Genomic DNA, 23,651 nt, shown 5'->3' with positions numbered 1-23,651 from the left:
CCAGCGCCGTCTTGATCGACATGTCGATGGCTGAATTGGCCGGAATCAAGCGGGGATAATTTATAATCATGTCTTTGCGCCCAATTCCAATGAATCCGCTCCCCCCCAGTTTTTCCGATCAGACGCTGCGCCAGGTGCGGCGTGCATGGCGTAAATACGGCATTTTATGGATGGGAGCGGTGCTGGTCGGCTTGATCGCCGTGCTGTATGCCTGGCTGATGGACGTCGGTTTCGGCATGTTTCGCTCGATGCAGCAATCCCACTTCTGGTTGCCCCTGTTTATCACGCCGGCGATCGGCGCCTTGTGCGTGTGGGCTACGCGCCGTTATTTTCCCGGTTCTGAAGGCAGCGGCATCCCGCAAGTGATCGCGACGCTGGAAGAGGACACCACCAAGCGCGGTCAATCGTTATTGTCGCTGAAGATCCTGGCGGGCAAGATCGGCATTTCTTTCATCGGCATCCTGGGCGGCTTTACCATCGGTCGCGAAGGGCCGACAGTGCAGGTCGGGGCGGCCTTGATGTTCAACCTGCGGCGCCTGTATCCACGCGCCAGTGCCGCGCTGGAACGGCGCTTGATACTGGCGGGTGCGGCGGCCGGTTTGTCGGCTGCGTTCAACACACCGTTGGCAGGGATCGTGTTTGCGATCGAGGAACTGACGCGCAGTTTCGAACATCGCGCCAGCGGCGTCGTGATTACCGTGATCATCTTTGCCGGCGCGGTGGCGCTTGGCTTGAACGGCAATTACACTTATTTCGGCACGATCAACATCGACAGCAGGTTGACCGACATGCTGGCGTTGGCGGTATTAGTCACCGGCATCCTGACCGGGATTGCCGGCGGCATATTCTGCTGGCTACTGTTGAATACCAAGCGCTGGATTCCGGCGCAGCTCCAGCAATTGCGCAGTGATCGTCCGATTGCCTTTGGCGCCTTGTGCGGGTTGCTGGTGGCGGTCATCGGCGTGATCGCCGGCGGTGCGACCTTTGGCAGCGGCTATGTCGAGGCAAAGGGTGTGCTGGAAGGGCAGCAGCATCTGTCAGTGTTTTACCCGTTCCTGAAAATGGCGTCGATGGTGTCATCCTATCTGCCGGGCATTCCGGGCGGTATTTTTGCACCGTCGCTGTCGATCGGCGCCGGCTTCGGCAACCTGTTGCACCAGTTGTTCGATCACACCTCGCTGCCGATGCTGATTGCATTGGCGATGGTGGGTTACCTGGCGGCGGTCACGCAGTCGCCGATCACGGCATTCGTGATCGTGATGGAAATGATTAACGGCCATGCATTGGTGATCTCGCTGATGGCGACGGCATTGATTGCCAGCCGCGTTTCGCGCTTCTTCGCACCGCCGCTGTACGACGCGCTGTCGGAGCGGTATCGCGTGGCGGCAGCTGAAGTGGTCGAGAATTTTGAAAAAACAGAAGTTAAAAAATTAGAAAATGAGTCGGAAAAATGATTAATACTGATATGGTGGCTTACTACGCCAAACGTGCCGCAACTTACGATGAGATTTACCAGCGCCCGGAGCGTCAGGATGAATTGCTGACGCTGCAGGTGCGCGTGCAAGAGTTGATGGAAGGCCACGATGTGCTGGAGCTGGCCTGCGGCACTGGATTCTGGACCGAGCAGATCGCCGCATCGGCTAATTCGGTGCTGGCGACCGACATCAATCCGGAAATGATCGCGTTGGCCAAGTCCAGGAATTTGCCGGCCGACACAGCCAGTTTTGCGCTGCAGGACATCAATGATTTTCAGCCGGAGCGGCAGTTCACCGCCTGCTTCCTGGGATTCTGGTGGTCGCACGTCGGCCGCCAGGACCAGGTGAAATTCATCGCCAAGCTGCGCGAAAAACTCGGCAAGGACATCCTGCTGGTGATGATCGACAACGGCTACGTGGAAGAGGTCAGCACACCGATCGCGCGCACCGATGCCGAAGGCAATACCTACCAGTTCCGTACCTTGCCCAACGGCGAGCGTTACGAAATCATGAAGAACTTCCCAACCGACAGCGGCTTGCGCAAGAAGCTCTCGCCGATCACCCGCGAGTTGCGCATCTTGCGCCTGGAGTATTACTGGTTATTGAGCTGCCGTATTAAATAATCCTCATCAAGTCTTGGCGCCGGCGGCCGGCAAGTCCGGCGCAACGGTCTCTGCCGGCGCCGGCTGCCCCACCGCCGTCAGCGGGAAGTTCGACCACTCATTGGCAAAGTGCACGCTCGGCTCGTCGTCGACTTTCTTCTTGATGCGCAGGTTGAAGCCGCGGGTTACTTCACTCTGGGTTTGCGGCTTGGCGCGGATGCCGGCCAGCAGCGCTACGCCGTTCAGGTCGAAGCCGTTGACGCCATAGATTTCGATCGGTTGCAGCAACAGGCGGCGCAGGCGGCGGTCTTCCAGCATTTCGGCGCCGGTTTCGCGCATCAGGCGTAGCGCCTGATCGACATCTGAGTCGTGGGTAATATTCAGTTTCAGCGTGGCGTACGTGTATTCGCGCGAATCGTTCCTGATAGCCGCGATTTGTGAAAACGGCACGTTGTGCACTGAACCGTTGCTGTCGCGCAGGCGGACTGTGCGGATCGTCAGGTTTTCCACCGTGCCGGCATGGCCGTTGCCGACGTCAACCCAATCGCCGACCGACATCGAATCTTCCATCAAAATGAAAACGCCGGTGATCAAGTCCTTGACCAGCGATTGCGAACCGAAGCCGAAGGCCAGGCCGACCACGCCCGCGGAAGCCAGCAGCGGCGTGACGTTGATGCCGAGGTTGGCGAGGGTAGTGATGACCGTTATCGTCAGGATCGTCAGCATCAGCGCATTGCGCAGCAACGGCAGGATGGTGCGCATGCGGGTACTCGGATTGCGGCGCGAATAGCGGCTGGTGCGGCTGGGGTTGATCGCTTCCTGGATGAAGGTATCGAGCATGATCCAGACCAGCCACGCTACCACCAGCGTGATGCCGATCTTGCCGATGGCGGCGACGATCATCTGGCCGATCAAGGTAGCGTTCGCGAATTCCAGCAGCGAGTGTTCCCAGATCCTGGTCAGTAACTCAAAGGAGCCGATCCAGAGGCAAAGTTGCAGCAGGTTGAAACCGACATTCTTGAGGCGTTCGATGTAAGGCGATTGCCGGCGCAACGGGACAGTCGCGGTCTTGCGGTTGCGTACCCGCCGCAGCAAGGCGTTGATGAAGAATGTCGCGACCATGAGAGCAACGCTGCCCAAGGCATGGTTGAGTGCGGAATTGCTGCTGGAGAGATCGAGGATGGTGGCGGCACTGACCACGATGCTTAACAGCAGTATCGGTACATACCAGAGTGCGGCAACCACTTCCAGGGTTTCCATGCGCGCGGGATGATTGCGGCGGACTTCAAGCGGCCGGTTGCGGATGATATGCGCCACCGGGCGCCGGAACCGCAACGCGAATACACCACCCAGGATTGCGGCAACCAGGCTCGACAAGGTCGCCACTACGCTGGACAGGTGCACGCCGATAATTTCGTTGACTTGCGGATTGTCGAGCACATCGCCAAGCCAGCCGGTGCAGCCGATGACAAACAGCAGTTTCCAGGCGCGTTGAAACAGGATGCGCATGGCCACCATGCGATGGCCGCCATGCGTCAGTGAAAAGATGATGGCGCACACCGCCTGGAACAGGCGGCCGCCGATCAATGTGTACAGCAGCACCGTAGCCAGCGTGCGGCCGAGCGACGGCTCCAGGCTGATCACCACCGAGATGACAACCACCAAGGCTAGCAGGATAGGCGCGATGTGGCGCAGGATGTACAGCAACAATTCCTTCATGCTGGGGTCGGGCGGCAAGGTGACATCGACCTTGAAGTGCTGATGCACGCGTTTGCCGATGTGCTGGATGGCAAAAGCGACAACGCCGAACAATGCCAGCATTTCCAGGAAGTTGGCCAATGCCTGCAGCCCGGTTTCAGAATCCTGGCGGTCCAGTATGGTCGACAAATCCTGCCCGGCCAGCGCGAACTGCTGGCTCCAGTATTTCTCCGGCGTGATCACCTGGTGCAGGTGCGACTGGAAGGTGCCGAGGCTGTTGGAGATCAGCCCGATGAAGCCCTTTTGTGTTGGCGAGGCTTTGCTGTTTTGTTGCTCGGCCTGGATCAGCGTAGCCACCAGGCTGCCTGTTCCCGGCGAGTTTTGCAGGACCTTGGACAGCGATTCCAGCGGCGACGCCGGAGCGGCTGGCGCGGCAGGAGGCGTGCTGGCGCTAGCACTGGCTGCAGCAGCCGGTGCTGAATGAACAGAACCGCTGTGTGCCAGCAGCAGGCAAAGCATCAAGACCGTCAGCAGACCGGTTAACATGCGGGCCGGTATGGCTCGAAAATGGCAGGTTTTCATGTCGGCGGGGCATAAGTCATAAAGTGGTGATCTTACCGTACCGCCGCCGCCGGGTACGATATTGTCGGATTGATACTGCTCCTTTTTGCGCATATGGAAATGCAAATGGCAGCTATTCAACTCAAATGATGGGTTGACCTACCCAATGGCCATAAGCTCTGTTCGCCAGGTTCAACTATCTACATTCATTTGACCGGCAGTGCAGTTACCAAGGGGTTGGGAAGCAGGTAACTGGCTCTTCGAACAAAAACATAAGACGAGACACCCTGACGATAGCCGCGCGACGGCTGCTTCAGCGGATATACATAGGAGCAATTCGATCATGATTGAACAACAACTCCAGCCCACCCAGGGCATGGGAGAGGCGATCGCTGTCAGCGAAAGCAAAATAGATCAATATTTCCAGATTAGCGCACGCGGCAGCACCCAGCGCCGTGAGGTTGTTGCCGGCATCACCACTTTCCTGGCCATGGTGTACTCAGTGTTCGTGGTGCCCGGCATGTTGGGCAAGGCTGGTTTTGATGTCAGTGCGGTGTTCGTTGCCGTCTGTCTGACAACCGCGTTTGGTTCGCTGCTGATGGGTTTGTGGGCGCGTTTGCCGATCGCGGTTGGTTGCGCGATTTCGCTGACGGCGTTCACCGCTTTCGGCCTGGTGCTGGGCAAAGGATTGTCGCCTAACGTCGCCCTCGGTGCGGTGTTCCTGATGGGGTTGGTGTTCACCGCGATTTCAGTAACCGGCGTGCGCTCCTGGATCCTGCAAAACCTGCCGGCCGGGGTTGCGCACGGCACTGGCGTCGGCATTGGCCTGTTCCTGTTGTTGATCGCTTCGAATGAAGTCGGCCTGGTGGTGAAGAACGCCGGTGATGGCTTGCCGGTTGCGCTCGGCCATATCACTGCGTTCCCAGTTGTCATGAGCGTCATCGGCCTGGCTGCGATTTTCGGCCTTGAGCGTCGTCGTGTGCCGGGCGGTATCCTGCTGGTCATTGTCGCCCTGTCGGTCGTCGGCCTGATTTTCGATCCAGCCGTCAAGTACACGGGTGTGTTTGCCTGGCCGGCACTGAGCACTCCTGGCCATGCTTCGCTGATAGGCGCAATGGATATCAAAGGCGCACTGAGCATGGCCGTGTTGCCGAGCGTTCTGGCGCTGGTGATGACTGCGGTGTTCGATGCGACTGGCACGATCCGCGCCGTAGCCGGCCAAGCCGGGCAAGTCAATGAAAAGGGATACATCCACAACGGTGGCAAGGCATTGACGGCGGATTCGCTCAGCTCGATTTTTGCCGGCCTGTTCGGTGGTGCTCCTGCTGCGGCTTATATTGAATCAACGGTTGGCACTGCTGCCGGCGCCAAGACTGGCCTGACTGCAGTCGTGGTCGGCGTGCTGTTCCTGGCTGTGATTTTCTTCTCGCCGCTGGCTGGGCTGGTGCCGTCGTACGCAACCGCTCCTGCATTGATGTATGTCGGCTTGCTGATGCTGAGCAGCGTCAGCCGGATGCACATGGAAGATACCGTCGACGCCATGGCTGGCCTGGTATGCGCCGTATTCATCGTGCTGACCTGCAATATCGTGACCGGCATCATGCTGGGTTTCTGCACCCTGGTGATCGGTCGCATCGTTGCCGGTGAATACCGCAAGCTGAACTTCGGCACCGTGGCGATTGCCGTCGCACTGGCGGCGTTTTATGCAGGCGGTTGGGCGATCTGATGCCCTTGCACGATATACAGAAATAATGAATTCGGCTCTTTGAGTCTCCTCAGATAGTCGACTTGTGGCGGCGCCGTCCCCCGGCGCCGCCTTTTTTATTTGGCTGACGACATGCGTTTATGCCGCCGGCAAATCGTCTTCGATATAAGCGCGAATCACGTCATCGAAGCTGCTGTCGCCGCTGAAGCCCAAGGCGTTGGCACGGCTGGCATCCCATGCCCCCGGCCAGCTTGAAATGATCCTGTCGATGGCCGCATCGTGTTTCCATTCCACGCGTGCCGCCACGTCTTTCCCGCCAACCCGTTCCAGCGCCGCGACCATTTCTGCGACGGTGACCGAGATGCCCGGCAAATTGATGGTGCGGCTTTTCCCCAATGCATCGGCAGACAGCGAATAGCCATGTATCAGGGCGGCGATCACCTTGCGAGGCGACAGCAGCCACAGGCGCACATTCGGCCCGACCGGGCATACCGAAGGCAGGCCGTTGAGTGGTTCGCGGATGATGCCGCTGGCAAACGATGACGCGGCCTGGTTCGGCTTGCCGGGGCGTACGCTGATGGTCGGCAGGCGCAGTACGCGGCCATCGACGAAGCCCTTGCGGCTGAAGTCGTTGAGCAGCAGCTCTGCAATTGCCTTCTGGGTACCGTAGGACGACTGCGGATTGAGCGCGGTATCGTCCTGCACCACGGCAGGAAGTACACCGCCGAATACCGCCACCGAGCTGGTGAAAATCACGCGCGGCACATGACCGCAGGCGCGGCAGCGTTCCAGCAGCAGGCGCGAGGCGTCCAGGTTGATGCGCATGCCGAGATCGAAATCCGCTTCCGCCTGGCCGCTGACAATCGCTGCCAGATGGAAGATGGCGGCAGTCTGGGTAGTGATCACGCGTTCCAGCAAGACGCTGTCGGTGATATCGCCGGTGACTTGCTCGATGCGGGCATCGTCGAAGCCGTTCGCGGCGACCACGTCGACCAGGATAATCTTGCTGATGGTTTGCAACTGACCGCTGCGGTCGGGTAGGCTGCCTTGTTTGAGCAAGCTACGGGCCAGGCGCTGGCCGAGGAATCCGGCGCCGCCGGTGATAACGATTTGCATGAGTGAATCCTTGTGTGAAATGAGTTCTGGTTACAGCCACGGCTTGAGCCAGCCCAGCCCTGCGGAGGTGGCGCCACGCGGCCGATATTCGCAGCCGATCCAACCCTGGTAACCGAGCGCATCGATCAGCTCGAACAGGTAGGGGTAATTGATTTCGCCGACATCGGGTTCGTGCCGTTCCGGTACGCCGGCGATCTGGATGTGGCCGATGCCAGCCTGCGGACGCACCATGTCGCGCCTGAGTTTGACTGCCAGGTCGCCTTCGACGATCTGGCAGTGGTACAGGTCGAACTGCACTTGCAGGTTATGTGCGCCGACTTCGGCACAGATCGCTTGTGCGTCATCCTGGCGGTTCAGGAAAAATCCCGGGATGTCGCGCGTATTGATCGGTTCGATGACAATCGTGATGCCGTGTGCAGCAGCCTGGGCGGCGGCGTAGGCCAGGTTTTCCAGATACACGGCGCGATGCTGGGCGCGATCTTGCTGCGGCTGGATCAGGCCGGCCATCACGTGCAATTTCTTGTTGCCCAGCACTTGCGCATATTCCAGTCCGGTTGCAACGCTGCGCTTGAATTCTTCTTCGCGTCCCGGCAGCGAGGCGATGCCGCGCTCACCGGCGGCCCAATCGCCTGGCGGGGCGTTGAACAATGCCTGGGTCAAGCCGTTGTCTTGCAATCGTGCTTGCAGGTCGGCGGCGGCATATTCATACGGGAAAAGAAACTCCACACCTTTGAAACCATCCTTGGCTGCAGCCGAGAAGCGGTCAAGAAAGGCGTGTTCGTTGTACATCATGGTGAGGTTGGCGGCAAAACGTGGCATTGCAAACTCCAAAAAAGTAATTTGTAGGGTGGGCACAAAGTGCCCACGCAGTAGCGACTGTGTATCCGCGTGGGCATTACATGCCCACCCTACGCGGCATGTTAGCGGTTGACCATCTTGGCTGGCGTCTTGAGGATGGCAATCGCGCCGACCACCAGCATCCCGGCCAGCATGAACATGCCGGTCTCGTTGTTATGCGTCGTATCCTTCAGCCAGCCGACCAGGAACGGGCTGACGAAGCCCGCCAGGTTGCCGACCGAATTGATGACCGCGATGCCGGCGGCGGCGCCGGTGCCTGAAAGGAAAGCAGTCGGCAGCGACCAGAACAATGGTGAGCAAGTCAGCACACCCATCGCGGCCAGCGACAGGAAGATGATGGCGATCACGGTATTGTCGGCGGCGATGGCCGATACCACGAAGCCGATCGCACCCAGCAATGCCGGCACGATCAGGTGCCAGCGTCGCTCACGCATGCGGTCCGAACGGCGGCCGATCAGGATCATCGCGAACACTGCGCAAAGGAAGGGAATCGCGCTGATCAGGCCGATCTTGAAATCGCCGACCACGCCGGATGCCTTGACCAGTGTCGGCAGCCAGAACGTCAAACCGTATTGGCCCATGACGATGCAAAAATAGATCAGGCACATATGCCAGATGCGGATGTCCTTGAATACGGCCGCGGTCGATTTCGGGCTGTGCTTGTCCTTTTGATCAGCGCGGATTTCCGCTTCGAGGAAATCCTTCTCCGATTCAGTCAGCCACTTGGCTTTGCGAATACTGTTGTCCATCACGAAAACCACCGCAATGCCGACCACAATGGCTGGAATCGCTTCGATCATGAACATCCACTGCCAGCCATGCCAGCCGCTGGAACCGTGGAACGCTTGCATGATCCAGCCCGACAAGGGATTGCCGAAAATGCCGGCAATCGGAATCGCCGCCATGAAAGTCGCGACCACTTTAGCGCGCCGATGCGAAGGGAACCAATAGGTCAGGTAGAGGATGATGCCGGGATAGAAGCCGGCTTCCGCCAAGCCCAGCAGGAAACGCAGCACATAGAACTGGGTTGGGGTCTGGACCCAGGCAAAGCATGCCGACAGGATGCCCCAGGTGATCATGATGCGGGCGATCCACAGCTTGGCGCCGACCTTGTTCATCAGCAGGTTGCTGGGTAACTCGAACAGGAAGTAACCGAGGAAAAATATGCCGGCGCCAAGGCCGAAAACGGTTTCGCTGAAGCCCAGGTCCTGCGACATCTGCAGCTTGGCGAAGCCGACGTTGACGCGGTCCAGATAGGCCACCACGTAGCACAGCATGATGAATGGCACAAAGCGCCAGAAGACTTTCTTGTACAGATTTTCGGCTTGTTCAGCCGGCAGGCTGGCGCTAGCCTGTGTGATCGTTGCTGACATTTCATCCCCACTTATATGTGATTTTAAAAGAACTGGATGTTTCTATTATTTGAAACTTACCAACTTGTACTTGCTTGTTTGTACTGACTCGTGACACCTACCAACGTGCACCAAACACCCGGTGCAATTCCTCCAGGGCCGCAACGCTCAACGGCTCCGGCTTATCCCGTAACATCATCCAGAGACGCGCCGTTTCTTCCAGCTCTTCCAGCGCGAATGCCGCCTGCGAAACGCTTTCATGCCACACCACCGGTCCGAGGCGCTCCAGCAATACGCCGCGCACGGTAGACGCCAATAATTTGACCTGCTCCGCCACTTGCGGATCGCCAGGACGGCAATACGGAATCAGCGGAATGCGTCCAACCTTCATCACCTGGTACGGCGTGATTGGCGGCAAAATCTCATTTTCATGCCAGACACCGGCCAGTGTCAGTGCTACCAGATTGCTCGAATGGGTGTGCACTACCGCTTGCATCTGCGGGTTGTTGTCGTACACCGCACGGTGCAAGGTCAATGTCTTCGATGGCTTGTCGCCGCTGACCCATTGGCCATTCAAGTCGACCTTGGCGATCTGCGCTGGAGCGAGTCTGCCGAGGCAGGCATCGGTCGGCGTGATCAGCCAGCCGTCATCCAGGCGGGCGCTGATGTTGCCGGCCGAGCCGACTGTGTAATTGCGCCGGTACAGGCTGGCGCCGATCTCGCAGATCTCTTCGCGCAGCGCCTGTTCCTTGAGTGAACCGTTGCTGCTGGAAGGATTGGCCGGTGTATTCATATGCGTGTCTCACCAAGATGACGCAGCGCTTTTTCAAAGAAATCGACGCTGCCGAAATTTCCCGATTTGAGCGCCAGCGCAATTGGCGACGCGCCAATCGATGCTGTCGCCGGTACGCCGGGATCGATTTGTGCGCCGATGCGCAACGCATGTACACCGAGTGCCTTGACCACCGCACCGGAGGTTTCGCCACCGGCAATCACGAAGCGCCGCACGCCGTTGTTCAATAGTGCGGCGGCGATATCGGCCAACGCTTGTTCGATCAACTGGCCAGCACGTTCGACGCCGAGTTCGGCTTGCACTTGCTTGACCTGTTCGGGTGTGGTGGTGGCGTAGATCAGTGCTGGCTGTTGTTGCAAGTGCTGCTGAGCGAAAGCCAGGGCTTGCGCTACCACTGGCTCGCCGCGCGCCAGCGCCAGTGGATCGATGCGGAATGCAGGGCGCTTTTCAATCCACGCACCGACCTGGGCGTTAGTCGCCTTCGAGGCGCTACCGGCCAACACCACCGACAAACCGTCTACCGCTGGAAGTGCGCTAGCCTGCGCACCTTGCTGCGGCTTGAGCAAGCCGGCGCGGATGAAATTGCCGGGCAAGCCAAGCGCGATACCGGAACCGCCGGTGACCAGCGGCAAATCCGCACAGGCAGCGCCAATGGCGTACAAGTCCTGGTTTTCCAGCGCATCGACAATCGCCATCCGCACGCCTTGTCGACGCAAGGTGGCGATCTCGGTAGCGATCTGTTCAGCGCCCTTGGAAACAATCGGATAGCCGATCAAACCGACCTTGGACGGTGTTTGCTGTTGCAGCACGCGCACCAGGTTGGGATCTGTCATCGGCGTCAGCGGATGATTCTGCATGCCTGATTCATTCAGCAACTGATCCTGGATGAACAGATGGCCGCGATACAGCGTGCGTCCGGTTTCCGGGAACACCGGGCAAGCGATGGTGAAGTCGCTGCCCAGCGCTTGCAGCAGCGCATCGGCAACCGGGCCGATGTTGCCTTGTGCGGTGGAGTCGAAGGTGGAGCAATACTTGAAGAAGAATTGGCGGCAGCCTTGCCGTTGCAGCCAGTCGAGCGCTGCCAGCGAATCGGCCACGGCTTCTGCCGCAGGCACGGTGCGCGATTTGAGCGCGACCACGATGGCGTCGACATCTTGCGGTGCACTGTCCGGTACGCCGATGGTTTGCACGGTGCGCATGCCTTCACGCACCAGCATGTTGGCGAGGTCGGTAGCGCCGGTGAAGTCATCGGCGATACAGCCGAGCAGCGGTTTTGTTGCCTGGGTTTGTGGTGCTGACATCGATTACTCCTGCGCGGTCGGCAACGTGATGCCGGGGAAAATCTTGATTACGGCGGAATCGTCCTCGCCGCCATGGCCGGCGGTGGATGCCATCATGAACATCTGGTGTGCAGCAGCCGATAGCGGCAATGGGAATTTGCTGGCACGGGCGGTATCGAGCACCAGCCCCAGGTCCTTGACGAAAATGTCGACCGCCGACAGCGGCGTGTAATCGGCTTTCAGGATATGCGGCACGCGGTTTTCAAACATCCATGAATTGCCGGCGCTGTTGGTGATGACTTCGTATAGCGCATCGGGATCGACGCCTTCGCGCATGCCCAATGCCATCGCCTCAGCCGCCGCTGCGATATGCACGCCGGCCAGCAACTGGTTGATGATTTTGACTTTCGAGCCGATACCGTGGGCGTCGCCGAGCTGATAAACCTTGCCGGCGATCGCTGCCAACACGGTCTTGCCTTTGGCATAGGCAGCGGCAGGGCCGGAGGTCATCATGGTCATTTCGCCGGAAGCGGCGCGCGCGGCGCCGCCCGACAGTGGAGCGTCGAGGAACAGCAAATCCAGTGCGGCCAGGCGTTCACCGAGCTTGACGGCGTATTCCGGCGCCACGGTTGCGCTGGCAATCACCAGGCTACCGGGGCGCATTGCCGCCGCTGCGCCTTGCTCACCGAACAGCACCTGCTCGGTTTGCGCGGCGTTGACCACTACGGTGATCACGACGTCGCACAAGGCGCCGAGTTCAGCGGGTGTCTGGCAGACGATGCCGCCTTCGCTGGCGAACTGTTGCAATACTTCTGGACGCACATCGCACGCATGAGTGCGCAGGTTGGCGCGCAGCAAAGAACGGGCGACGCCCAAGCCCATGGCTCCAAGGCCGATTACACCTACGTTGATAGTCATTGTTGATCCTGATTGACGGGTTATCTGGTTAGCGAGTTTTGGTAGCCGTAACGCTCTTGGCTTTGCTCTTTTGTGGCGCTTTGGCCTTGGCGTCGGTTGCGCCTTGCGCGAGGCGGCGCGCCGCGTTGAACATATGGTTTTGCGCCGCGTTGCGGGCGGCCAGCGCATCGCCGGCTGCAATCGCCGCTGCAATCGCCGCGTGTTCTTCGTAGACCTGGCGCATGAAGTCATCGCGCCGCGCTTCGTTGCTGCGGGTGACCGCGGTGGCGGCTTCCAGATATTGGCTGAGGAAGGCCAGCGTTTGCAGCAGGAAGGGATTGCCGGTTGCTTCGGCGATGCTGCGATGGAACATGACATCGGCCATTACGCCATCCCCACCGGCGTTGACATCGGCTTCGATGCCTTTCAGCGCGGTTTCGATGGCTTTCAGCTGGCGCGGGGTGCGGCGGGTGGCTGCCAATGCGGCTACTTCCGCATCGATGGCGCGGCGCAGTTCGACAATCTGCAGCACCGCATCGGCCGACGAGGCCTGATCGAACTGGATGCGCAACGGCCGCAGATGGCCTTGCTCGCTGACGTAGACGCCGCTGCCCTGGCGCGGCTCGACCGCGCCTTCATTCTTCAAGCGGGAAATCGCTTCGCGCACCACGGTGCGGCTGACGCCGAATTGCTCGGAGAGCACCGGTTCAGTCGGCAGTTTTGCGCCGGGACCGAACTCGCCGGTTTCGATTTTTTTCAGCAGTTCCTGGGCGACGGTGTCGCTCAGGGAAGTTCTGTTGGCATTCAGTTTATTGAACATTTTGTCTCTTCCAGCAGCATGTTTTTATCGTAATGTGACCATATCATCATACGAATTATTCGAAAAATCAAGGCCTGTTTCAAAGCCGCTGGCTGCGCAAAGCCAGTGTTTCCTATGGGTAATGCAGAAGATTCCATTCTTGTTGCACATCAAGGAACGCCCGGCTTTTACGCATTAATATGGGATAACGCAATGGCAAGCAGGGCCTGGAGGTCTAGGTGCGAGGCATCGCATTCCAGTAGAATCCTGTCCTTGTAGAAATGCCCGCCAGTCACGTCACCGCTATCAGGATCGCCATTCGATGAATCAATTCATGCGCTGCAGTCTATTGTCATCCACCGTCTTCTTGTCGTTGTGGAGTGGCGCTGCCTCGGCCCAAATCAGGATAGGCGTGGATATCGCCGTCACCGGTCCGGCGGCGGCCATCGGCGCGCCGACAAAAAATGCGATCCTGCTGTGGCCGAAAGAGATCGCCGGGCAAAAGGTCGAATACATCATCCTGGACGATGCTTCCGATCCGACCAATGCGGTGCGCAATGCGCGCAAGCTGATCAGCGAAGACAAGGTCGATCTGATCGTCGGCCCAAACACCACGCCGGCAGCACTGGCGCTGGTGGATGTGGTGGCTGAGGCGCACACGCCGATGCTGGCGCTGGCGGCGTCGGCTTCCATCGTTGAGCCGCAGGATGCCAAGCGCGCCTGGGTGTTCAAGTTGCCGCAAAACGATTCTCACATGGCCACTATCCTGACCCAGCACATGGCCGACAATGGCATCAAGACCGTCGGTTTCATCGGTTTCGCCGATGCCTATGGCGATAGTTGGTGGCGTGAATTTTCTCATCTGGCCGAGCTTAGGAAAATCAAGGTGGTGGCCAGTGAACGCTACAACCGCAACGACACTAGCGTGACCGGGCAGATCCTCAAGATCATGGCGGCGCAACCGGACGCGGTGCTGATTGCCGGTTCGGCGACGCCGGCGGTGCTGCCGCAAAAGACACTGGTCGAGCGCGGCTACAAGGGCCGCATCTACCAGACCCACGGCATCGCTACTGCCGATTTTCTGCGCGTCGGCGGCAAGGATGTCGAGGGGACTTTCTTCCCGACCGGCCCAGCGGTGGTGGCCAAGCAGCTGCCGCTGGCCAATCCGGTGCGGAAGACGGCGCTCGATTTCACCAAGCGTTATGAAGCCGCTTACGGCGTCGACACCATGACGCAGTTCGCCGCCGATGCGTGGGGCGCCTACATGCTGATCGCCAACGCGGTGCCGCAGGCGCTGAAATCCGCGCAGCCGGGTAGCAAGGCGTTCCGGGAGGCGCTGCGCGGTGCTCTGGAAAATACGCATGACCTGACGATTCCACAAGGCGTAGTCAACATGAATCCCAAGGATCACGTTGGATTGGACCAGCGCTCGCGCGTGATGGGGCGGATTGTGAATAACAAGTTCACCTACGCTTATGGCGGTTAGCCGTTTTAGAGTGCCGATTTTTTAGTCGCCACGAAACAAAAACAACAAGTAAAAATAATGAGTTTATTTAAATTATGGTTGCGCGGCTTTATTCCAGGACCAGTAGTGGTCAACGCCACCGAACGTCTGCGCGCTTGTTGCGGCGCCTTGCTCGGGATATTGCTGACCGGGCTGATTAGTCATTGGGCGCTCGGACCCGGCGCTGCGTTGCCCTTGCTGATCGCGCCGATGGGCGCTTCTGCGGTGCTGCTGTTCGCCGTGCCGGCCAGTCCCCTGGCGCAGCCGTGGTCGATCATCGGCGGCAACCTGGTGGCGGCAGTGATCGGCGTCGGTTGCGCACGCTGGATTCACGATCCGGTACTGGCTACGGCAATTGCCGTGTCCGCTGCAATCGGCGCGATGTTCGCGCTGCGTTGCCTGCATCCGCCGAGCGGCGCGGTGGCATTGACCGCGGTGCTGGGCGGTCCGGCCGTGACTAGCCAGGGCTTTCATTTCGTGTTGACGCCGGTGCTGCTCAATTCATTCTTGCTGCTGACGGTGGCGCTGCTGTTCAATAATGGCACCCGCCGTCGCTATCCGCATGTCGCTCAAGCCGATCCCGGCAAGCTGCATCAGACCAAGGACCAGCCAAGCGGCGCGCGCGTCGGCTTTACCCAGGAAGATCTGGACCACGTGCTGCAGCAGTACAACCAGGTGCTCGATGTCAGCCGCGACGACCTGGAAAGCCTGATCCGGCAAACCGAAATGCACGCGTACCGGCGCCGCCTTGGCGAGATCACCTGCGCCGATATCATGTCGCGCGATGTCGTCAGCGTCGAATACGGCAGCTCGCTGGAAGACGCCTGGGCGTTGCTGTTGAAGCATCGCATCAAGGCTTTGCCAGTCATCAATACGGCGCGGCGTTTGGTCGGCATCGTGACTCAGACCGATTTCATGCGGCAGGCGGATTTGCAGGTGTATCCCGGCTTCGATCAGAAGCTGAAGCAGTTCATCCGGCGCACCACCAGCACCCATTCGGACAAGCCGGAAGTTGTCGGCCAGATCATGACTTCCACGGTGAAGAGCGCGGCCCACGACATGCACATCGTCGAACTGGTACAGCCTTTGTCGGAGTTGGGCATCCATCACATACCGATTGTCGACGATGAAAACCGCCTGGTGGGCATGGTGACGCAGTCCGATATGGTGGCCGCCTTGTACCGCGGCAACGCGAATTTAGAACGCATTTCATGAATATCCGCGAGTGCGAACGCGGCTATTTGGGATGTAGTGCAAGGCGCGTCGCGCAGCCAAGGGTGGTTCCCTTGGCAAGCGGCGCAACGCAGCAATACGCCCAAATAGCCCGTTCCCTTCGGGTTCTTGCCAGAAAAGGCGCTGGCCGCGTTGCGCTCCCGCTCCTTGCCAATAGCTCGCTATTGGACGCGTCGCACGCCTTGCCAGAGCCTTTTCTGGCAAGAACGCATATCACGGATATTCATGAAATGAGTTCTAACCACAGTCTGAGCCGTTCAAAGCATGCCGTAATTGCCGCAAACCGTTGCTGGCCGTACAATGGCAGGGTTTTGGTGCACGCGGACATGTCCATGTCCGCAGTTAAACGGGAAACACGGCGCTGCGCGATCGACAGGATTGCCGGCACAACGTGTGCTGCCCCCGCAACGGTAAAACAAGCGTCGCCGGTTGAAATCCATATTTTCTTTTTCATCGGTCGACAGGGCGTATCTTCTACCACTGTGTTTCGGTCCAGCTGAGTTCAGCTTGGCCTGGCATGGGAAGGTAATGCGCTCCGACTTGTTAGCCCGGATACCGGCCAGATCAGGGGGAGTGGGGAAGAAGCGCAGTGCGCTGATTCACTGCTGCTGTTGCAACCGGGCTTGCGGGGAAGCAGGCCGGGGACTCTTATCGTATCCAAACATGACCTCATCTTTATCACGCCGCTGCGGCGCGACCTTGAAGCCGCTTGCGCTCGCTTCTACTATTCTCTCTATCGGCTTCGGCACGGCTATCGCGCAAACCGCGCCGGACCAGAACCTGGTGCCAGTCGTTGTGACTGCCGCGCGCGTCGAGCAACCGCAAACCGATGCATTGCCGCACACCACGGTCATCAGCGCCGAAGACATCCGCAATTCGCAGGCGCCTGACTTGCCGGCATTGCTGGAACGTGAAGCCGGCATGCAGATCACCCGCGTCGGCGGTCCCGGCCAGCAGGCATCGCTGTTCATGCGCGGCGCCAACTCGTCGGAAGCGTTGATCCTGATCGACGGCGTGCCAATCCGCCGCCAGGCTTCCTACGGTTTGCCGGCCTTGGAAAATATTCTGCCTGACCAGATCGATCACATCGAAATCGTGCGCGGCAACGTTTCCGCAATCTACGGTTCCGGCGCCATCGGCGGCGTGGTGCAGATTTTTACCAAGCGCGGCAGCGGCGCACCGTCTTTCAACGCATCGGTTGAGGCCGGCTCGCGCGGTACGTATCAAGGCAATATCGGCGTTAGCGGCAAGAGCGGCGACACCAGTTATGCATTGTCGCTGACCCGCTTCAAGACCGACGGCTTTTCCGCGCAGAATCCACTGCAAAGTCCGAACGTCAATCCGAACCGCAACGGCGACGGCAACACCAGCGTGTCCGGAGCGGTATCGCAGGAGTGGAGCAAGGGTAATGAAATCGGCGCGCGCATTTATGCCAACGACGCCAAATACACTTTCGACGATGCCTACGGCACGCCGACCGACCAGAACAACGGTCATTCGAAGAGCCAGTCGATCGCAGTGTTCTCGAAAAACCAATTCACCCAGGATTGGACTTCGACCCTGACGCTGTCGCAAAACGTCAACCGCGACAACCTGGAAGACCTGACCAATTTCGGCAACAGCAGCAACGGTTACAAGAGCACGCAGAACCTGCTGCAATGGGCCAATGAACTGCGCCTGTCGCCGATGTGGACGGCAACTGCCGGCGTCGATGCCGGTCGCGAAAAGGCCGACGTCAACTCCAACAGCAGCTACGGCAACAGTAGCAACAGCTATTCGCGTTCGACCTCCAGCGTGTACGCTGGCGTCCTCGGCAAAATCGGCGCGAATCAGTTGCAGTTGAACCTGCGCCATGACGATGTCGGCGGTTCCGGTTCGGACAATACCGGCTATCTCGGCTACGGTTATGCGCTGACCGATAGCGTCAAGCTGATCGCCAACGCGTCGACCGCATTCAACGCGCCGACGCCGGTGCAACTGTATGACCCGCTGTATGGCAATACCAATCTCAAGGCCGAGCGTTCCAAGTCCTTCGAGGTGGGTGTGCAATACGCCGCCGGCGCGACCTTGCTGCGTGCGACCCTGTTCGATACCCGTACCCGTGACCAGTTCGGTTACGATCCGGTGACCTTCCAGACCATCAATATCGCGCGTGCCAAGAACCAGGGCCTGGAGCTGAGCGCCAGCACCACGCTGGTAGATATCGATTGGCGCGCCAGCCTGACCTTGCAGGATCCGAAAGACGAATCGACCGACCAGACCTTGGTGCGCCGCGCCAAGACCCTGGGATCGTTGGGCGCCGCCAAGAGCTTCGGCGCCTGGCGTATCGGCGGCGACGTGCAGTACACCGACAGCCGTTCCGATATCCCCGGCAATCCGCAACTGCCGGCATATTGGCTGGCCAACGCCAATGCGCGCTATCAGTTGAACAAGCAAGTATCCCTGTTCGGCCGTATCGAGAATCTGTTCAATCGTGACTACCAAACCGCATACGGCTACAACCAGCCGTCGCGAGGGCTTTTCGTCGGCATAGGCTGGCAGCAGTAACTCGATAGGCCTACTGCGCGCCCCAATCTCTGGTCTGCGATGCTCACTGTACTAGGGCCTGTTAACATTTAATTTGGGAGATGCGTTCAAGCCAAAACGTGTGATGGCAAGGCGCGTGGCGCAGTTGGGGCTGGTGCCCCAACAAGCCATGCAACGCGGCCAGCGCACGTTTTGACTTGAACCCTTCGGGAACGGCTGCAGGCGTCGCATGCCGTTGTTGCTTCTCCTTGCCGTAGCACCACTACGTCGCGTCGTCGCGCCTAGGCACGCAACGCCTGCCGCGCGTTCGCACTCCTAAATTAAATGTTAACAGGCCCTAAAGTACAGTTGCGCTTCTCTACCAGACCTTGGGGCGCTCGCTACGGCCTATCGAGCTACTGCAAGGATGTGGGGCGCTACCCCAAATCTTCGGCAACGCTTATCATGGGAGTTCACGGTCACAAAAGAACGGCCCACCCCACTTGCTGTACGTTCACCAATTAATCCACGATTTGATTCGACCAAATTGACTAGCACAATCACCTTGCGCCGCGCCGCCGTCATCTTGTGCTGCCTCGCTGTCTTTGCGATGCTGGCGCTGGCCTTGTCGGCATCTTGCGGCAGCAGCGGTTGCAGACTGGTGGCGGATCAAATCTTTCTTTCCTTGCGGCTGCCGCGTGTGGCAGCCGCTTTCATTGTCGGCGGCTTGCTGTCGCTTGCAGGCGCATTGATGCAAGTGCTATTGCGCAATCCGCTGGCGGATCCCTACGTCTTGGGTTTATCCGGTGGTTCTGCTGCCGGCGCCTTGGTGGCGTTGCTGGCGGCCGGGCATTTCGGCTTCATGGGCGACGGGGTTGCCGCGTTCGGTGCGGCTGTGGGCGCCGGCCTCGCGGTGCTGCTGTTGTTTGGTTTGGCGCGCCAGGCCTTGCGCCGTCTCCCGACCGTCGCCCAGCATAGCGGCCATCGCTTGATTTTGACCGGCGTGATGATTGCCGCCGGCTTCGGCGCGATCGTGACGCTGGCGCTGACCTTGGCGCCGGACGGCCAATTGCGCGGCATGCTGTTCTGGTTGATGGGCGACCTGGAAGATGGTCATTTCCTGCTGCCAGCGGCGCTGCTATTGTTCCTGCTTCTGCTATGGAGTGTGTTCAATGCACGCCAACTGAACCTGCTGGCGCATGGTGAAGGTTTTGCGCAACTGCTCGGTGTGCCAGTGGTGCGGTTGCGTTTGCTGACGCTGGCTGCGGCTTCGCTGGCAACTGCAGCAGCGGTCACAGTGGCCGGCACCATTGGCTTTATCGGGTTGGTGGTGCCGCATGCAATCCGCCTGCTGGTCGGCAACGACCAGCGAATCTTGCTGCCGGCCAGCGTCATGACTGGCGGCGCCGTTCTGGCACTTGCGGATCTGGCGGCGCGCACCGTCGTCGCACCGACCCAACTGCCGGTAGGCGTAATCACCGCATTGGTCGGCGTACCGGTATTCCTGTGGCTATTGTCGCGGAGCCGGGCATGAACGAACTTACTACGCCATTGTTGCGAGCCGAGCAGCTGAGCGTCAGCGTCGGCCGCAGAATCCTGTGCGAACGGCTCGACTGGCAAATCGAATCGGGCCAGTTCTGGTGTGTGCTGGGCCGCAACGGCATCGGCAAATCCACCTTGTTGCATACGCTGGCCGGATTGCACAAGCCGGCTGGCGGCAGGGTCCTGATCCATGGCAAAGACATCCAGATCACTTCGGCGCAGCAACTGGCGCGTCTGCGCGGATTGCAGGCGCAGCAGCAGGCCGATGCGTTTTCCAGCAGTGTGCTGGCCGCAGTCATCGCCGGTCGCCATCCTTACCAGTTCGGTTTCGGCTGGGACAAGGAAGACGATCGCGAGCTGGCGATGCAAGCGTTGGAGCAGGTCAGGATGGCGGCCTTCAGTGAGCATGATGTGCTGCGCCTGTCCGGCGGCGAGCGCCAACGCGTGGCGTTGGCAACCCTGCTGACGCAAGACCCGTTATTGTTATTGCTCGATGAACCAACTGCCCATCAGGATGCCGCAGCGCAAATCGTGGTGATGGAATTGCTGCATAAGCTGGCAAATACGCTACCGTCACAGAAAGCCGTGATCGCCGCCTGTCATGACATCAATCTGGTGTCCCGTTACGCAACCCACGTGCTATTGCTGGGCGACGGAAAATCGTGGCAGGGCCGCACCGATAGCGTATTGCAGCCGGATATATTGCAGGCCGCATTCGGATGTCCGTTCGAGGTAATGGAAAATGGCTCGGGGCGTTTGTTCATGCCAACTGCTGACATTTCTTAGCGGCAGTGGGGGGATGTTTAGATTGATCCGAATGAAGAAAGATGAGATGTCCGTAAAGGCTTGATTAAACGGACTTTACGGACGATTTGAAGAATTATCAACAGACGTTTAATTTGATCCGATTTTTACTATAAGCGTGGCGCATTTATCAAAATAAATGGTTGCGATGTATTGGGACCTTGTTCACGGCCGCGTAGGTCGTTTCGATCAGATTTCCTCGCCACGCATGTGTCATGTCGCATGCAGTGCTCCGGTCTTCGCCGTCGATCTCCGGTTTACTGCGCACCTCGGTTCTTACCTTGTGATTGATGACCGTTCAAATGTCACGGCCTTTGAATTTCACCAAGAGCCCTCCCAGTAGCAGACGCACTTTTTTTATCTTCCGCGGCCTACGCCTTCATGATGTTGTTGGCAACCGGTACAGCGTTGCGCGTGTGGGACTGCGGCGCGGCGTGCGACTGGAATTGGTTCCTCGCATGTGATACAGATGGCACACCCTGTCCCGGCGCAGGCGCGGCGGCTTTGTTCGATGCCGCTAAGTCTTGCCGCTTCTTCCATTTTTTGTGCGAATTCAAATTGGTTTTCATTCATGTTTACCCAGCTCTTCAATAAAGGTCCGGCATTCGACGCGCTCAACGCCAAGCCAGTGCAATAGACCGCAGGTTTGTGCCGCAGCCTGGTGGTATAAGTACGCTACATCCCGATGGTTTGCTTCCAGGTCGCGTAACTTACCGCTGGCCGGTTGTGGCAGGATCGGCAGCGCCTGGGTCAAATTCGCCGGTGGTAGTATGCGCAACGGCGCCGCCGGCATTGGCTGCACGCCAGCGCTGCAGGCGCTCAGCAGGTAGCACACAAAGATCAACAGCATGCGGTGCATCATTGGACGCCTCCCTCTCTAGCATTTGAAAAGTGGAATGAATTTTCTGGCGCTTGATCTCGACGGCATGCCCGGCTTCCTGATTTCGATTTAGCTGCTGCTCCGCCCTGGTGAACTCCGTCTGGTATCCGGCCAGAGTGGCTGCGCTTCTTTCCGTATCGCACTTGAGCCTCGCCCTGTATGTTCCAAAATATGTGCCTGATGCGAAGCCCAGAGAAGCGGCGAGGAACGACGCCAACAACAAACGCAACAGAGCAATCATGATGGGTTGCCGTCATTCTTGTTAGCGTCGCTATGGCGGCCTCCGTTAATCATTTTTTTTGCAATCAATTCCAAATACGATTGCCCCAAAATGCCCAGCGCAGATGCCAAACCAATCAACGCGGTAGGTTGCAAATCCTTAAATAGCATCAGCATCGCCCCAGCACTTGCGGACAAGCCAGCTCCAACAATCACGCGCCCCAAAACTAGCCGGATTGTCAGCGCTTCGCCACCCACCAGTAACTTGCCGAAGGCGATGACGGCGCCGATCGTGACCAGCGTGATAAATTCATTTTCATGATCATTAATTGGCATATTTCTCCCTTGTGTTTTTTATGCTGGTAGACCGGGCGTGTAAGTCGTCGACTTCCCAGGGGAAAAGTGTGCAGTCAATACTTGTCGACGCGGCTTGGCATCGGCGGTCGCCAAGCCGATATGTACCCAGGATCCTTCCCAGATAAGCTGATCAAACATGATGTCGCTGGCGGCGATCTTGCGGCAGATAGCCAATGGCGAACCAAAGCCAGGGCATACAAAATCAGCCGCCAGGCCGAACGAATGGGCGCTGGTGGTCGAGCCGCCGACAGCGCGGTTAAGCGCATCACAGCGATAACCGGAATTGATGCGAATGGATCGGCTGCCTAGCAGCGCGCGAACTTGCTCAAGCGTCTGGCAGGTGCGTATGAGGTTATTTTGTATCGAGGCATTCGCAGAATTGTCGATGCCTTTTTCGTTGGCAGTCGGACTGAACGTCATTTCGGCAATGCTGAAATGATCGGTCAGTTGACCTGATGTATTGATGGGCATGAGCGCGTTCTAAAACAACTAGGGCGCGCTTGTGGTGGCGCCCATAACCGGACTGTGTGGTTAGCAACACAGTCAGATTACGGGGTAGGAATTGTTTTGTACTTGTGAAATGCTTCACAGAGTATGCGTGGAGGTAGTGACGTTAGCGCTGAAGTCGCGGCTTAGCCATGTGGAAAATGGGAAGCGGTTTTCTTTCCTCATTGTTATGGCGCCGCGTTCTAGAATAATCTGAAAGCTAACTAGAAATATTTGATAGAGCGAGACAGCTGTTTTGGCCATGCGCAAATGTCTTCTGCGCGATAAACGATATCCGTCAAGAATCTTTCCTCTTCCAATGCTCAGACCATGAAGTCATAACAAAGGACAAAACGCAGCGCATTTTCCAAAAGTCCAAATCCTTAAGTGTGGATGTAGCGAACTGACGCAATGCGAATTGCTCCACTTCTGCCTTCAAGGTTGGAACGATTATCCACATGCGTATTACCTGGGCGATCATTGCGGTTTCATACTGGTGCTCACCTAAAGCACAAGAGCGCCAGCCAGATAAATACGTAACCGCCTTTGGAAATATTTCCGGCGTCATCTGCTGTACGCCCTTCACACCCATCTCTTTGTTGAGCGCGACACGAATGCGCATTTGACTGATGATGGATTTTTCGGCGTCTTCTACTTCAATTACCAGCCTCGTCAACTGTTGGCGCTGATCCCAGCTCAATGTCTTCTCGGGTTGAATAGGTGCTGCAATATTGAAGATATGTAAGTCACCGCTAACTTGGATGATGCCGGTTCCCTTAGCTGACTGCTTGATGTCGTCCTCCATTTTTGATTGCTTTCGTTGTCTTAGCGATATGTTGAATGCTAAGTTGGCAACGCAAACCTGTCAATAACGAAGATCAGATCACAGTCTGTTGACGATCGTCCAGAATTGACCCACTTGAGGCATTAAATATCGTTGAAATTTGACCCACGTGCTTGAATGACCTGCTCAAACATTGAGCAG

At 58.3% G+C, this 23,651-nt stretch carries 21 protein-coding genes and 1 riboswitch; of the genes, 8 read left to right on the top strand and 13 right to left on the bottom strand.

Annotated features, from left to right (window positions below):
• Positions 1–89: 89 nt before the first annotated feature.
• Both ACIPF8_RS08410 and ACIPF8_RS08405 read left to right on the top strand, forming a co-directional pair.
• Positions 90–1,454 carry a chloride channel protein gene (locus tag ACIPF8_RS08410; protein ID WP_400419534.1) on the top strand — a complete coding sequence of 455 codons (1,365 nt, stop codon included), beginning with the start codon at positions 90–92 and terminating at the stop codon, positions 1,452–1,454.
• Entirely contained in the window at positions 1,451–2,098 is a 648-nt protein-coding gene (locus tag ACIPF8_RS08405; protein WP_400419531.1) for a class I SAM-dependent methyltransferase, read from the top strand. Before ACIPF8_RS08410 ends, ACIPF8_RS08405 begins: the two co-directional genes overlap by 4 nt.
• 6 nt (positions 2,099–2,104) lie before the next feature.
• Here ACIPF8_RS08405 and ACIPF8_RS08400 read toward each other — a convergent pair whose 3' ends face one another.
• Positions 2,105–4,321, bottom strand: coding sequence for a mechanosensitive ion channel family protein (locus tag ACIPF8_RS08400; RefSeq protein WP_400419528.1), 2,217 nt, complete (start codon positions 4,319–4,321; stop codon positions 2,105–2,107).
• A 391-nt stretch (positions 4,322–4,712) separates the two neighbouring features.
• Here ACIPF8_RS08400 and ACIPF8_RS08395 point away from each other — a divergent pair, with 391 nt between their 5' ends.
• Complete coding sequence (locus ACIPF8_RS08395; RefSeq protein ID WP_400420516.1) at positions 4,713–6,062, top strand: NCS2 family permease; 1,350 nt, start codon at positions 4,713–4,715, stop codon at positions 6,060–6,062.
• Positions 6,063–6,179: 117 nt separating this feature from the next.
• On the opposite strand, the gene denD is transcribed toward ACIPF8_RS08395, so the two are convergent.
• From denD to ACIPF8_RS08360, 7 genes are all read right to left on the bottom strand, one after another.
• Complete coding sequence (gene denD / locus ACIPF8_RS08390) at positions 6,180–7,157, bottom strand: D-erythronate dehydrogenase (protein ID WP_400419526.1); 978 nt, start codon at positions 7,155–7,157, stop codon at positions 6,180–6,182.
• A 30-nt stretch (positions 7,158–7,187) separates the two neighbouring features.
• Entirely contained in the window at positions 7,188–7,976 is a 789-nt protein-coding gene (gene otnI, locus ACIPF8_RS08385) for a 2-oxo-tetronate isomerase (RefSeq protein ID WP_400419523.1), read from the bottom strand.
• Positions 7,977–8,077: 101 nt separating this feature from the next.
• Positions 8,078–9,388 carry an MFS transporter gene (locus ACIPF8_RS08380; RefSeq protein ID WP_400419520.1) on the bottom strand — a complete coding sequence of 437 codons (1,311 nt, stop codon included), beginning with the start codon at positions 9,386–9,388 and terminating at the stop codon, positions 8,078–8,080.
• 97 nt (positions 9,389–9,485) lie between these two features.
• A complete protein-coding gene (locus ACIPF8_RS08375; protein WP_400419517.1) occupies positions 9,486–10,160 on the bottom strand; it encodes an aldolase in 675 nt (224 codons plus the stop codon).
• Complete coding sequence (otnK, locus tag ACIPF8_RS08370; protein WP_400419514.1) at positions 10,157–11,461, bottom strand: 3-oxo-tetronate kinase; 1,305 nt, start codon at positions 11,459–11,461, stop codon at positions 10,157–10,159. Before otnK ends, ACIPF8_RS08375 begins: the two co-directional genes overlap by 4 nt.
• A 3-nt stretch (positions 11,462–11,464) precedes the next feature.
• Positions 11,465–12,358 (bottom strand): L-threonate dehydrogenase, encoded by an 894-nt coding sequence (ltnD, locus tag ACIPF8_RS08365; RefSeq protein WP_400419512.1) that lies wholly within the window; start codon positions 12,356–12,358, stop codon positions 11,465–11,467.
• Between the two features lie 28 nt (positions 12,359–12,386).
• On the bottom strand, positions 12,387–13,157 hold the full coding sequence (locus ACIPF8_RS08360) for a FadR/GntR family transcriptional regulator (RefSeq protein WP_400419509.1): 771 nt from the start codon (positions 13,155–13,157) through the stop codon (positions 12,387–12,389).
• A gap of 301 nt (positions 13,158–13,458) precedes the next feature.
• Here ACIPF8_RS08360 and ACIPF8_RS08355 point away from each other — a divergent pair, with 301 nt between their 5' ends.
• From ACIPF8_RS08355 to ACIPF8_RS08335, 5 genes are all read left to right on the top strand, one after another.
• Complete coding sequence (locus ACIPF8_RS08355) at positions 13,459–14,622, top strand: ABC transporter substrate-binding protein (protein WP_400419505.1); 1,164 nt, start codon at positions 13,459–13,461, stop codon at positions 14,620–14,622.
• A 57-nt stretch (positions 14,623–14,679) separates the two neighbouring features.
• Entirely contained in the window at positions 14,680–15,855 is a 1,176-nt protein-coding gene (locus ACIPF8_RS08350; protein ID WP_400419502.1) for an HPP family protein, read from the top strand.
• A gap of 313 nt (positions 15,856–16,168) precedes the next feature.
• Positions 16,169–16,452: riboswitch (cobalamin riboswitch) on the top strand.
• 84 nt (positions 16,453–16,536) lie between these two features.
• Positions 16,537–18,420: a TonB-dependent receptor plug domain-containing protein gene (locus tag ACIPF8_RS08345; protein ID WP_400419499.1), complete on the top strand. Its 1,884-nt coding sequence runs from the start codon at positions 16,537–16,539 to the stop codon at positions 18,418–18,420.
• 523 nt (positions 18,421–18,943) lie between these two features.
• A complete protein-coding gene (locus tag ACIPF8_RS08340) occupies positions 18,944–19,912 on the top strand; it encodes a FecCD family ABC transporter permease (protein ID WP_400420514.1) in 969 nt (322 codons plus the stop codon).
• Positions 19,909–20,706, top strand: a complete 798-nt coding sequence (locus ACIPF8_RS08335; RefSeq protein ID WP_400419497.1) for an ABC transporter ATP-binding protein — start codon at positions 19,909–19,911, stop codon at positions 20,704–20,706. The genes ACIPF8_RS08340 and ACIPF8_RS08335 overlap by 4 nt, the downstream gene beginning before the upstream one ends.
• 375 nt (positions 20,707–21,081) lie before the next feature.
• Here the strand turns inward: ACIPF8_RS08335 and ACIPF8_RS08330 are convergent, their stop codons facing one another.
• The 5 genes from ACIPF8_RS08330 to ACIPF8_RS08310 form a co-directional block, all read right to left on the bottom strand.
• The gene (locus tag ACIPF8_RS08330) at positions 21,082–21,264 is read right to left on the bottom strand and encodes a TraR/DksA C4-type zinc finger protein (RefSeq protein ID WP_400420512.1); all 183 of its coding nucleotides are present in this window, start codon (positions 21,262–21,264) and stop codon (positions 21,082–21,084) included.
• Between the two features lie 170 nt (positions 21,265–21,434).
• Positions 21,435–21,845 carry a hypothetical protein gene (locus tag ACIPF8_RS08325; protein ID WP_400419494.1) on the bottom strand — a complete coding sequence of 137 codons (411 nt, stop codon included), beginning with the start codon at positions 21,843–21,845 and terminating at the stop codon, positions 21,435–21,437.
• Complete coding sequence (locus ACIPF8_RS08320; protein WP_400419491.1) at positions 21,842–22,159, bottom strand: holin; 318 nt, start codon at positions 22,157–22,159, stop codon at positions 21,842–21,844. Before ACIPF8_RS08320 ends, ACIPF8_RS08325 begins: the two co-directional genes overlap by 4 nt.
• An 18-nt stretch (positions 22,160–22,177) precedes the next feature.
• On the bottom strand, positions 22,178–22,651 hold the full coding sequence (locus ACIPF8_RS08315) for a D-Ala-D-Ala carboxypeptidase family metallohydrolase (protein ID WP_400419489.1): 474 nt from the start codon (positions 22,649–22,651) through the stop codon (positions 22,178–22,180).
• Positions 22,652–22,964: 313 nt separating this feature from the next.
• The gene (locus tag ACIPF8_RS08310) at positions 22,965–23,471 is read right to left on the bottom strand and encodes a hypothetical protein (protein WP_400419486.1); all 507 of its coding nucleotides are present in this window, start codon (positions 23,469–23,471) and stop codon (positions 22,965–22,967) included.
• Between the last annotated feature and the right edge of the window lie 180 nt (positions 23,472–23,651).

It is taken from the genome of Collimonas sp. NPDC087041 (genome assembly GCF_044745265.1).
Taxonomy (GTDB): domain Bacteria; phylum Pseudomonadota; class Gammaproteobacteria; order Burkholderiales; family Burkholderiaceae_D; genus Collimonas.
Note: the sequence above shows the minus strand (reverse complement) of the source record. Positions and strands in the feature narration are given on the sequence as shown.

Bases quoted from the DNA above. Each gene is read 5' to 3' on its own strand.
- ACIPF8_RS08410 (WP_400419534.1), top strand. From the start codon at position 90: ATGAATCCGCTCCCCCCCAGTTTTTCCGATCAGACGCTGCGCCAGGTG.
- ACIPF8_RS08335 (WP_400419497.1), top strand. From the start codon at position 19,909: ATGAACGAACTTACTACGCCATTGTTGCGAGCCGAGCAGCTGAGCGTC.
- ACIPF8_RS08405 (WP_400419531.1), top strand. From the start codon at position 1,451: ATGATTAATACTGATATGGTGGCTTACTACGCCAAACGTGCCGCAACT.
- ltnD (WP_400419512.1), bottom strand. From the start codon at position 12,358: ATGACTATCAACGTAGGTGTAATCGGCCTTGGAGCCATGGGCTTGGGC.
- ACIPF8_RS08320 (WP_400419491.1), bottom strand. From the start codon at position 22,159: ATGCCAATTAATGATCATGAAAATGAATTTATCACGCTGGTCACGATC.
- ACIPF8_RS08315 (WP_400419489.1), bottom strand. From the start codon at position 22,651: ATGCCCATCAATACATCAGGTCAACTGACCGATCATTTCAGCATTGCC.
- otnI (WP_400419523.1), bottom strand. From the start codon at position 7,976: ATGCCACGTTTTGCCGCCAACCTCACCATGATGTACAACGAACACGCC.
- ACIPF8_RS08360 (WP_400419509.1), bottom strand. From the start codon at position 13,157: ATGTTCAATAAACTGAATGCCAACAGAACTTCCCTGAGCGACACCGTC.
- ACIPF8_RS08330 (WP_400420512.1), bottom strand. From the start codon at position 21,264: ATGGAAGAAGCGGCAAGACTTAGCGGCATCGAACAAAGCCGCCGCGCC.
- ACIPF8_RS08310 (WP_400419486.1), bottom strand. From the start codon at position 23,471: ATGGAGGACGACATCAAGCAGTCAGCTAAGGGAACCGGCATCATCCAA.
- ACIPF8_RS08375 (WP_400419517.1), bottom strand. From the start codon at position 10,160: ATGAATACACCGGCCAATCCTTCCAGCAGCAACGGTTCACTCAAGGAA.
- otnK (WP_400419514.1), bottom strand. From the start codon at position 11,461: ATGTCAGCACCACAAACCCAGGCAACAAAACCGCTGCTCGGCTGTATC.
- ACIPF8_RS08380 (WP_400419520.1), bottom strand. From the start codon at position 9,388: ATGTCAGCAACGATCACACAGGCTAGCGCCAGCCTGCCGGCTGAACAA.
- ACIPF8_RS08345 (WP_400419499.1), top strand. From the start codon at position 16,537: ATGACCTCATCTTTATCACGCCGCTGCGGCGCGACCTTGAAGCCGCTT.
- ACIPF8_RS08400 (WP_400419528.1), bottom strand. From the start codon at position 4,321: ATGTTAACCGGTCTGCTGACGGTCTTGATGCTTTGCCTGCTGCTGGCA.
- ACIPF8_RS08355 (WP_400419505.1), top strand. From the start codon at position 13,459: ATGAATCAATTCATGCGCTGCAGTCTATTGTCATCCACCGTCTTCTTG.
- ACIPF8_RS08350 (WP_400419502.1), top strand. From the start codon at position 14,680: ATGAGTTTATTTAAATTATGGTTGCGCGGCTTTATTCCAGGACCAGTA.
- denD (WP_400419526.1), bottom strand. From the start codon at position 7,157: ATGCAAATCGTTATCACCGGCGGCGCCGGATTCCTCGGCCAGCGCCTG.
- ACIPF8_RS08395 (WP_400420516.1), top strand. From the start codon at position 4,713: ATGGGAGAGGCGATCGCTGTCAGCGAAAGCAAAATAGATCAATATTTC.
- ACIPF8_RS08325 (WP_400419494.1), bottom strand. From the start codon at position 21,845: ATGATTGCTCTGTTGCGTTTGTTGTTGGCGTCGTTCCTCGCCGCTTCT.